At 29.7% G+C, this 10,396-nt stretch carries 5 protein-coding genes and 4 pseudogenes; all 9 read left to right on the top strand.

What is annotated here, in order from left to right:
- Nucleotides 1-3,013 precede the first annotated feature (3,013 nt).
- The 9 genes and pseudogenes from ACEW7V_RS02805 (at nt 3,014) to ACEW7V_RS02765 (ending at nt 9,177) form a co-directional block, all read left to right on the top strand.
- A complete protein-coding gene (locus ACEW7V_RS02805; RefSeq protein WP_374695373.1) occupies nt 3,014-3,277 on the top strand; it encodes a hypothetical protein in 264 nt (87 codons plus the stop codon).
- An 802-nt stretch (nt 3,278-4,079) separates the two neighbouring features.
- Nucleotides 4,080-4,917, top strand: a pseudogene (gene rpsB, locus ACEW7V_RS02800) (30S ribosomal protein S2).
- 142 nt (nt 4,918-5,059) lie between these two features.
- Entirely contained in the window at nt 5,060-5,185 is a 126-nt protein-coding gene (locus ACEW7V_RS02795; protein ID WP_374695372.1) for a hypothetical protein, read from the top strand.
- Nucleotides 5,186-5,593: 408 nt separating this feature from the next.
- Nucleotides 5,594-5,773, top strand: a complete 180-nt coding sequence (locus ACEW7V_RS02790) for a hypothetical protein (RefSeq protein WP_374695771.1) — start codon at nt 5,594-5,596, stop codon at nt 5,771-5,773.
- A 144-nt stretch (nt 5,774-5,917) separates the two neighbouring features.
- Nucleotides 5,918-6,640, top strand: a pseudogene (pyrH, locus tag ACEW7V_RS02785) (UMP kinase).
- Nucleotides 6,641-6,654: 14 nt separating this feature from the next.
- Nucleotides 6,655-7,217 (top strand): annotated as a pseudogene (gene frr, locus ACEW7V_RS02780) (ribosome recycling factor).
- Nucleotides 7,218-8,488: 1,271 nt separating this feature from the next.
- Entirely contained in the window at nt 8,489-8,614 is a 126-nt protein-coding gene (locus ACEW7V_RS02775) for a hypothetical protein (protein ID WP_374695371.1), read from the top strand.
- Nucleotides 8,602-8,739: a triose-phosphate isomerase gene (locus ACEW7V_RS02770; protein ID WP_374695770.1), complete on the top strand. Its 138-nt coding sequence runs from the start codon at nt 8,602-8,604 to the stop codon at nt 8,737-8,739. Before ACEW7V_RS02775 ends, ACEW7V_RS02770 begins: the two co-directional genes overlap by 13 nt.
- Nucleotides 8,740-8,836: 97 nt before the next feature.
- A pseudogene (locus tag ACEW7V_RS02765) lies at nt 8,837-9,177 on the top strand (triose-phosphate isomerase).
- Nucleotides 9,178-10,396: the final 1,219 nt, after the last annotated feature.

Below are 10,396 nucleotides of genomic sequence, written 5' to 3'. Positions count from 1 at the left end.
TGAGTCATGCTGCCCACTACTTTGGCTGTAGACGGTGATTTGTTCTCCATCAAAAGCAATTAACAGTATACATGTCCTACCTCTTAATAAAACTAAATCCTGAATCCTGACCATGCAAAAGGTTCCATACTACGAGTCATTAAGAAAAGCAGCAACATATTTCACAAATATCTAGGAAGCCACTAAAGAATTGTTATGACAGATTTAGAAAAAATCTTAAAATAATAATCATACTTTTTAAAATTAAAAGGATAGACGAGTTTTTCGATTTATGATGAACATATAATAATTGATGTCTCTTTGTCACACTGATGAATTATTTTCACAATTAATTAGAGGAAGATAGAAAAGCCTTGATGAATCACTATAGTGCCAAAAAGACATATAAAATAAATGTTATAATATTATTGAAAAATACAATATATCCAAAGCTGATACCATTCCTTTGAGCCACGTTCAGTACTTTGGGATGAGTCCCAGAAACTTTGAAAATAAGTTTTAGAAAATTACTAATAAATTAAAAATATGAAAATTATAAAATTGAAGAATTAGCCTGCACTACCATTTTTACATTGTTGTTGTGCTAGTGGTCCTAATTTTAACCTTGACAATATTGATAATATATCTAACAAAAACAAACCTAATCATAAACAATAGTGGCTCCATAACATGGATGAAACATTGACCATATTTTGATTATGATAACAAAAACAAATAAAAAAATTAAACGCTGTGAGTTTAATTTTTTATTTGTTTTGTTATCATAATCCAAAGAGGTCACGTTTCCATCCATGTTATATAGATTTTTCTTTGAATAAATATCCACATTATGATTAGGTTTGTTTTTTGTTGGGCTTATATTATCAAGATACTAAAAAGATTAGCAAATTAGGACCACTAACAACAATAATGTAAAAGTAGTTGTAATAGTTGCGAACCTAATTCTTAATTTTATAATTTTCATATTTTTTTAATTTATTATTGGGAAATTCCTAGATGGAATTAATTTTTTTAAAATCATTAAAGTTTTTCTGGGATTTCATCCCAAAAATTCTTTTGTGAGTTAAAAGTCTAACATTATTAGAATGTATCAGCTGACTTATATTTACATTTTTCAATAATATTATAACATTTATTTTATAATAATAATATTTTTTAGCACTTATAATTGATTCATCAAAAAAACTTTTTTCTATGCTATAATTAATTTGTATAGTTGAAAATGATTCATATACACAACAAAAAAGGAAACAACATTATTATAATTATTGAGGTTCAAAAATAAACAAAAACTCCCATACACAAAGTCAAAAAAACAAATCTATCCTTTTAATTTTTTAAAAAAGTATGATTATTATTTTAGATTTTTTTCTAATCTATCTCTTTATTGCTTCATACGGAGTAATGCTTTTTTCCTAAATATTCAGCCAAATATCTGAAACTGTTGCTGCTTTCTGTGGCTTCTGGTAGTATGAACCTTTTTTTACATGGTCCTAAAAATGAGGGATTCAGGACAAATGGGTGATTTGGTTTTATTAGAGGTGTTTGGGACGCTTCCAGAGAGAAACTTATGCCTGTTGAAGTTGCTTTTGATGGGAAACAAATCATCAAAAATCCTACAACCAAACCTTATAAAGTAGGCACAACTCATCCAAAAAAACGACGATGTTGTAATTTTTGAAGGAAACCTAATTATAATAATCCTAAATGTTTCTGAACAAGAAAGACAAGCAACCCAAAAACATCGTTTTTATTATTCATACCAGAGTCGTTTATAATGATTCAAAAAACAATTAAATTTAGCACTTGAGATTGATGCAAATGATACCCAACACAAATATGAACAAAAGAGAGAGAGAGAGAGAGAAAGAGAGAGAAATTCCCTTTTTGCAAAATTGTGGCTTAAATATGTTTGTAAGAAGACCGTTATGTTTTCCATCCATCAAAAATTTCTTTTCTTATCTGTTTGTTTATATTGGCTCTTTCTTTGCTTTTTTATTCAGAAATCCATATATTTGTTTTTTAATAATCGTTTATTTAATGAGATTATGGCGCATCTCTTATATTCCTTAATTAAAGAATTAAAAGCAGCCAAATAATTACAAAAATGCAATCAAATAACACCAAATTACAAAATAATACAAAAAATTTTTACAATAACAAACCAAAAAAGGTAAACAATTAATGTGGCAACAAATCATTAATAATCAAAAAACTAAACCTTATTTTAAAAAAAATATTTACTTTTTTGCAAGAAGAAAAAACCAATCACAAAACTATTATTTATCCCAATCAAGAAGATATTTTTGCATCTTTTTAATTTAACTCCTTTTGAAAAAGTGAAAGTAGTTATTTTTGAGGCAAGATCCTTATCATGGCAAAAATCAAGCTCACGGGTTGTCTTTTAGTGTAAAAACCTTACAAAAACCACCTAGTTTATCCAATATTTTTAAAAAATTACAAAATGATTTACAATTACTGCTCGCATAATAATTTAACTAAATGGGCGCTAGAAGGTGTTTTGATGATTAATGCTATTTTGACTGTTGAAAAAGATAAACCTTTAAGTCACCATCAAATTGGTTGGCAAGAATTTACAAAACTATTTTTCAAGCTTTGCAAGCTAAACCCAATATAGTCTATATTTTAAGGGAAAATTTGCTCAAACCTACGAACAATATATTTGTCAATCCCAAAATTGCATAATTAAAGCCCCATCCTTCCTCTTTTTCCGCTCATAGAGGCTTTTTTGGATCTAAACCTTTTTCTCGTGCTAATACTTATTTACAAATTTGTGGAATTAAAGTTGTTGATTGGAATCTTTAACTTTTATAATATTTTTTAATTTTTATAATATTTAAAAACTTATTTTGTTGAAAATTTTTATTTTTGCCACCTTTTTAATTATTTTTTCTACTCTTTTTGTATTATTTTTATTTTGTGATTTGCATTTATTAATTTAAAAAGTAAAATTACTAACTACCCCAAAAAAGAAAGCCAAGGTTTCATTTTTATGAATAAAACAAACCGTTTTTTTAAAAAAGTAAGCAGTTATCAAAATCAAGGAATCAACCTTCCCCAACGTCAAACCAAATTCAGCGCTGGTTATGATTTTGAATCAGCCCAAAGCATGGAAATCCCACCGCAAACAGTCATTTTGGTTCCCACAGGAATTAAAGCATCTTTTCCTTGGAACGAAGTTTTATTAATTTATGTAAAGGTCTTCTTTGCCCTTTTCCAGAAAAAACAACTAACCCTTGCCAACGGCGTGGAGTAGTCGATAGTGATTATTCTAATAATTTACCAAAATGAAGGTCATATTTTTATTGCCTTGTAATTTTTTCTAAAAGCCAGTTCAAGTTTGTAAAGGCGAAAAATTGCACAAAGATTTTTCAACCCTTTTTTTCAAATTATCCAAGAAAAAGAAAATAATTTTATAGAAAAGGAAGGCCAATTTTGGTAGCACAAAGTAACAAGAATTATCCAAATCAACAAAAACATTGTTAAATGATTTTAAATATGGTAAAATATGTTAGGAAAAAAGTTATTTATTTTTATTTTTATTATTTCAAAAACATTTTATTGTTTGTTCTTTGTTCTTGGTTTTTTAATGCATTTGTTTGTTTGTTGCCGTTTTTGCTACTAGGCAAATCATTTTGCCCGTCAATTTTGATTATTTAATTATTTTTTAATTGTTATATTTGTGATTTATAAATTTATAATTATCAAATAATTATTAAAACGACATTTTCCTTCCCCAAAACAAACTTGCAAAAAGCTTTTATTTAATTATAAGGGATGTATAAATGCATTGCTCAAACATTTTTGACACAATTAAAAAAAATAGCAATTTAGCAATTTGGCACAATATTTGCAAATAGAAATAAAAACTTGATGATGATGCATCATCATTTTGGATCAATTTTGATACACAATTCACAATTAAAAAATGTATTAAATAGTTAAAATGCAAAAGCCCAAACACAAACAAAATTATCATTTATTTATTTTTTTATCATAATTTAACAACACAATATTTCAAAAATATCAATTAAAATAAAAAGGAATTTTTAATAACAATGGCAGTAGTTACAACAAATGAATTATTAGAATCAGGAGTATATTTTTGTCATGCCACTCGCAAATGAATCCCAAAATGAAACCCCAGCATTTTTACTTCTAGAAAATGGCATTCACATTATCAACTTGAAAAAACCCTCAGAAGAAATTGAAAAAAAGCTTATCAAGAATTGCTAAACATCATTACTTCAGGCGGAAAAGCTTTATTTTGTGGCACTAAAAAACAAATTCAATCAGCGATTAGAGAAGAAGCTAAACGTTCACAACAATACTACGTGGATCATCGTTGTTAGGTGGCGTTTTTCATTAACTAATTTCAAAACCTATTTTAAAAGAATCGAATTACTCATTTGCTCCACAAACAAGAAGAAGAAGGACTTTGGAAAAAACTTCCTAAAAAGAAGTAGTGCAAATTAAAGCGTAAAAGAGACAACAGGAAAAATTCTGGGCGGCATCAAAGACATGAAAGACTTCCGTCTTCAAGCTATTTTTGTTGTTGACCCAGAAAAAGAAAGTATCGCAGTTGCCGAAGCGCGTAAATTAGGGAATCAAAAGTTTTTGAATTGTAGACACTAACTGCGACCCTGATTTAGTAGACTACATTATTCCTGCTAATGACGACGCTATTAGAGGAGTGAAATTAATTATTTGGTTAATGGCTAATGCTTGTGTTGAAGGCACTCGGTGGCGTTGTTGAAAAGCAGAAACTTTGATGCTAAAAACCCATTAAAACCTCAAAATTACAATACCCCTAACAAACGTCCTTACCAAGATTTACCAAGAAACTATCTTACCAAAATCAAACCAAAGATAATTAAACTTTCTTTTGGTCCTTAACTAACCAATACACAATTTTTATTTTTACAATTTATAATTAAAAGTAATTAAATCATTAAAATTTAGGAATGGAGCAACAAAATGAAAATTACAGCCGAAATGATTAAGGATTTACGTCAAAAACGCATGCTGGAATGAAGGAATGTCAGCAAAGCTTTACAACAAACTGGAAGGCAACATCGAAAGCCATCGTGTTTTTAAGAGAAAAGGCATCATTAAAGCAGCTCAAAAACAAGGACGTGCAACTTCTGGAAGGCATCACATATGAATATTGTTTTTGCTGGCAACAACGCTCTTTTTATATAGGAAATCAAATTCTGAGACTGATTTTGTTTCCAAAAACGAACATTTTTTCAACAATTAGTAAAGTGCTTGGAGAAATTATTTTAAAACCAATTATCTAACGCCAAAGACCTTTTAGCCTTTAATTACAAAATAAAACCGTTCAAAATTATTGTTAGAAAAACATCAGTTTCAAAGCGAAAACGTACTCGCTTAGTATTTCCAAAGTTACTAAAAAGCCTCAAGAATCTTTTGGAACTTTGACACCAAAACGGTTTCAATATTTCTGTTTTGGTAGTTTTAAAAAACGACTGCCCTCTGTATCAGAAGACATAGCGATGCATATAGCTGCTTCCAAACCGCAATTTTTAACTCCTGACAAAGTAGATCCTACATTTTAGCAGAAGAAAAAAAGATTTTACATAAACAAACTGCCAAAGAATTATCCGACAAACCCGCACAAATGATAGAAAAAATTGTTGAAAATCGTTTAGGCAAAATGTTAAAAGACATGTATTTATCAGAACAACCTTTGATTCAAAAATGCAGATCAAAAAGTAAAAGATTATCTTAAAGCCAACAACACTGATGTAGTTTCTTATGTGCGTTGGGAAATATTACAACTAATAATTCAAAAATCTTTATTTCATACTTTTATTTAACAAACTCAAATTTAGACTCTTTTTAAAGATGTTGCAGATGTTTATTAAGAAAGGTTTTGTGGATGCATAAAAAAATTCTTTTAAAATTAAGTGGTGAATCCCTTTAAAGGCGAATCTTCATACGGAATTGACCCTCGCACCATTAAAAAAATTGCTTGGGAAATCAAAGAAATCAAAGATTTAGGAGTCAAAATTGCCATCATTGTAGGAGCAGGTAACCTTTGGCGTGGACGCACTGGTGAAGAACTGGGTATGGATCGTTCTCAGGCAGATTATATGGGAATGCTTGGAACTATCATGAATTCTTTAGCTTTGCAAGATGCCTTAGAACAAACAAATACCATCACACGCGTGATGACTGCCTTTCCTGTTTCTTCGGTAGCCGAACCCTATATTCGCCGCAAAGCTATTCGTCATTTGGAAAAAGATAGAGTAGTTATTTTAGGTGCAGGGGCCTGGTTCTCCTTACTTTTCCACCGACAATTGCTGCTGCTGCCCTAAGAGCTGCTGAACTAAACATTGATGTTATTTTAATGGCTAAAAATAATATTGAAGGTGTTTACAATAAAGATCCCAAAAACATCAAGATGCCGTTTTAATCAAACACATGAAACACCAACAAATCTTATCTCAAAGACTGGCAGTTATGGATATTACAGCCGCTTCTCTTTGTTTAGAAAATAACATCGATATTTTAGTTTTTAATATGTTAAAAAAAGTGTAATATCAAAAAAGTTGTACTCAAAGAAACTAACATAGGTACACTGTTATTAGTTTAAAAAGGAGAATAAATATGCAACAACTTGCTGTAAAGATATTCTTGCGTCGTTAGAAACTAAAATGACTCGCTTCCAAGAAGTAATGTTAAAAAACTTTTGCGATATTCGCACTGGAACTGCTAATCCTAATATTTTAGATAAAATTACTGTGTTAATTATTATGGAGCACCCACTTTTTAAAAACGTTAGCCTCTATTAGCGTTTCTGAAGGCAACCAACTCAACATCAAACCTTACGATAGCACTTTAATTCCTAATATTCAAAAAAGGTTTTTGGCATCTAATCTAGGAATCACTCCTCAAACTGATGGTGTAGTTGTAAGACTTGTTTTCCCCAAACCAACCGAAGAGAGAAGAAAGCTTTAATTAAAGAGAAGTAGAGCAACTAGCAGAAAAGACCAAAGTAGCTATTAGAAACGTGCGTCGCGAAGGCAATGACAAAAAAAATCAAAAAAGTGGAACTTACTAAAGATTTAGAAACTTTTTATTTAAATCAAATTCAAACATTAACTGATAAAAACATTAAACTTATTGAAAAAAACACCACCACTAAAAACACTGAATTATTAAAAGCTTAAAATGATTTTGTTTTCCAAATACAACAATTTTAACCAATTTTTAACTTTCGCTTTAAAAAAAATGAGGTTATATGATAAAAAAAGAGAATAATAACAGGGGCCACCTTAGTTTTATTTTCTTTTCTTTTTTTCTTTTTATTATTATGCCCCTTTAGAAATCAAATTTGTAGTTTTTGCCCTTTAGCAATAAAAGCAGTGCAAGAAATGTTTTTTATAATTAAACATCCCAAAGATACCCAAAAAACAGACCTTTATTAAATTTGGGTTAGGTTGCTACTTGTTTTATTATTTTTTACAGTTGTTTGTTTGATGTTGTATCAAATATTTGTCAAAATCAAACTTAATAAAGACGCAAAACAATTAAACTTTTTTATTCCTTAATAAAGACACATTTTTATCCCTAACAAAACCAACTCCCACGAACCTAAATTTTTTTCCTTCTTTTATTCTTGCCTTTGTGTTAGTTTTAACAATGCTAGTTTTTTACCTTTTTGCAAACTAAAGATGTAAGCAAACCTTTCTTATCACCTTTTATATTGGTTTTTTGATGGCTTGTCTTTTTCTTTGTTTTTCCTGCATTGGCATTATTTGCTTTTGTTTTTTTTGTTGTGCTATGTCTACTGATTCTTCTGCTTTTTTAGCACGTTTCCTGCGTTTTTGCCTCCTTTTTAGAACAAGACCCTCTAGCTTTTCACCTAAGTCCTAAAAACTCAAAAAGGGCATTTTAGGCACTTTTGGCTCTACTATAACAGTTTTGATGGTCTTTTTATTTATTGATTGCAACTCTTGCATTAGTTCCCCCATCTATGCTTTTTTAATTATTATTTCTCAAATTAGCGATTTGTTAGCTTCCAAATTTAAAAGAGATTATGTAGATCAAAGACTTTGGAAGTTTCCTTCCCAGGTCATGGTGGTTTTTTATTAGGTTTGATTCTTGGCTTTGAGTTCTTTTTTTTGTTTCATACTTTAATTTACCTTTTTAAACAATTCCCAAATTACCATATTTATTTATATTTTTTCAACATTTAATCTTTTTACCCTTTGCCTTGTTATGATATAATTTTATTTTGTAAATGTTAATATAAAATAATAACTCTTTTTGCGTTTTTCCTTTCTCTTTATCAAAAAATTTAAATTCAATATTTTAAAACTTTTTAACAATTTCCATTTCAAAAATATTGATTTAAAAAATTAGTTCAAATTTGTCAACCATCTATTTTTTGTAAAAAAATATTAAAGGAGTAATTTACAATTACAAACCAAGAACAAAATTGATTGCAGGTACTGGTAATGTACAACGCAAAGACGAAGCCCTGAATATCCAAAAGTGTTTGCAAGTTCCTGACCAAACCCAAGTCCAAACTTTAATTTTCCAACTTACCTTATTGATTCCTTAGCACAACTCCAAGGCACTAATTTACAAGTAGGGGCCCAAAATATGTTTTATGAATCCGAAGGCGCTTTTACTGGCGAAGTTTCACCACAAAATTTGCTTTCATTAGTGTCAAGCACGTTTTATTAGGACACAGCGAAAGAAGAACTCTTTGGAGAAACCGATCAAACAGTTAATCTAAAAACTTTTTATCATTCTCAAACACAAATTAGTTCCTACTGTTTGTGTGGGCGAATCGCTTCTTACCAAGAAAATAACCAAACCCAAAGTGTTTTTAGACCAACAATTAACCAACATTTTTGCAGGTGTTCCAGAAGAAGCATTACAAAACATCATCATCGCTTATGAACCAGTTTGGGCAATTGGTACAGGCAAAAGTGCAACTCCAAGATGCTAACAAAGTCATTGAACAAATTAGAGACAAAGATCACTGCACTTTATTCTTCCCAAGCATCTTTTGCCATGAGAATTATTTACGGCGGTTCAGTGTCTGTTGCCAACATTAAAACCATTTTAGAACAACCCGATACGATGGCATTTAGCAGGAAAAGCCTTCCCTCAAACTGAGGGATTTTTTATTTTTTCTCAAATAGCAAGCAAACAAACTTCAGCTTCCACTTCAAAGATATTTAAAATGATTGTCCTTTTACAAGTTAATTCCAATTTACAATTAGGAGAAAATAAGACAAACATTTAGCAAAAGTTTTTATTTTAATTTGCTACAATTAATTAATTCATCCCCCCCTTTTTCTAATTTCATTTTTTCATTTCATCATTTTTTGTGTTTCTCAAATTCGATAGGGGATAATAGGAGTTTCAAATGAAACAAAAAAAGAAGAATCTTTATTTATTTTGATATTGATGGCACCCTTTTTAAGTTCTAAATATAAAAATCTTTCCCCAAACAATCAAAGCCATCCAAACTTTAGCCTAAAACTCCTGATAATGTTTTAGCAGTTGCTACAGGAAGAAACATTAAAAGAATAGATGTTTAGGTAATTTGCTACCTTATTTCAAACATTTTTGTCTTTTTTAACGGCGGTCTTGTATTTCAAATATTTTGATAAAGTAATTGATGATAGACCTTTAAAAAAGAAGAAGCCAAAGAACTAATCGCAAAAGCCCATCAAGCCAAAAATTAACATAGGTCTTACAGGAATACACAAGAAATTGTACCAAGCCCACAAGACTTAATCCGCCTTCATTAGGGAGAACTTTACTGCACTAATAAAAAATCTGTAGTGGACCCTGAATTTTATTCAGCACAACAATGTTTATCAAGTGTGGTTATTCGAACTCAATGAAGAAAAATTGCAAAAATTTTCTAAAGATTTGAAAGATTTGCAAGTGTATTATTGGAGAACTAATGGTGGTGTTGATTTGGTGCCTCAAAGTGTGAATAAAACTTGTGGTATTAAAAATTCAAAGAATTTTACCCCATCATCAATTAGTTTGTGTAGGGGACGGCTATAATGATGTTGAAATGCTTAAATTAGCTGATTAGGCATCGGATTGGAAAACACCAATTGCCAAAAATAAAGATAATTGCAATCTTTTAGCTCCTCATATCGATGATGATAAATTCTATGATTTTTAAAACTACATCATTTAGTTTAATTTTTTCTTTGGATTTTGATTTTAAACAGCATGCATTTTTTACTTACTTTATAATTTTTATATTTTTTTCTCTGTTTTGTGATTTTAAAACTGTTAATTTGCATTCCTTTTGACCAACAATAATATATTTTGTTTTTTGCACTTATACTTGCAAAACAGCGAGAATACA

The sequence above is a fragment of the Areca yellow leaf disease phytoplasma genome (genome assembly GCF_041920595.1).
This window is presented reverse-complemented; position numbering and strand designations above follow the sequence as displayed.

Excerpts from the sequence above, each read along its gene's own strand:
- ACEW7V_RS02805 (WP_374695373.1), top strand. The coding sequence starts at position 3,014 with ATGAATAAAACAAACCGTTTTTTTAAAAAAGTAAGCAGTTATCAAAAT.
- ACEW7V_RS02795 (WP_374695372.1), top strand. The coding sequence starts at position 5,060 with ATGTCAGCAAAGCTTTACAACAAACTGGAAGGCAACATCGAAAGCCAT.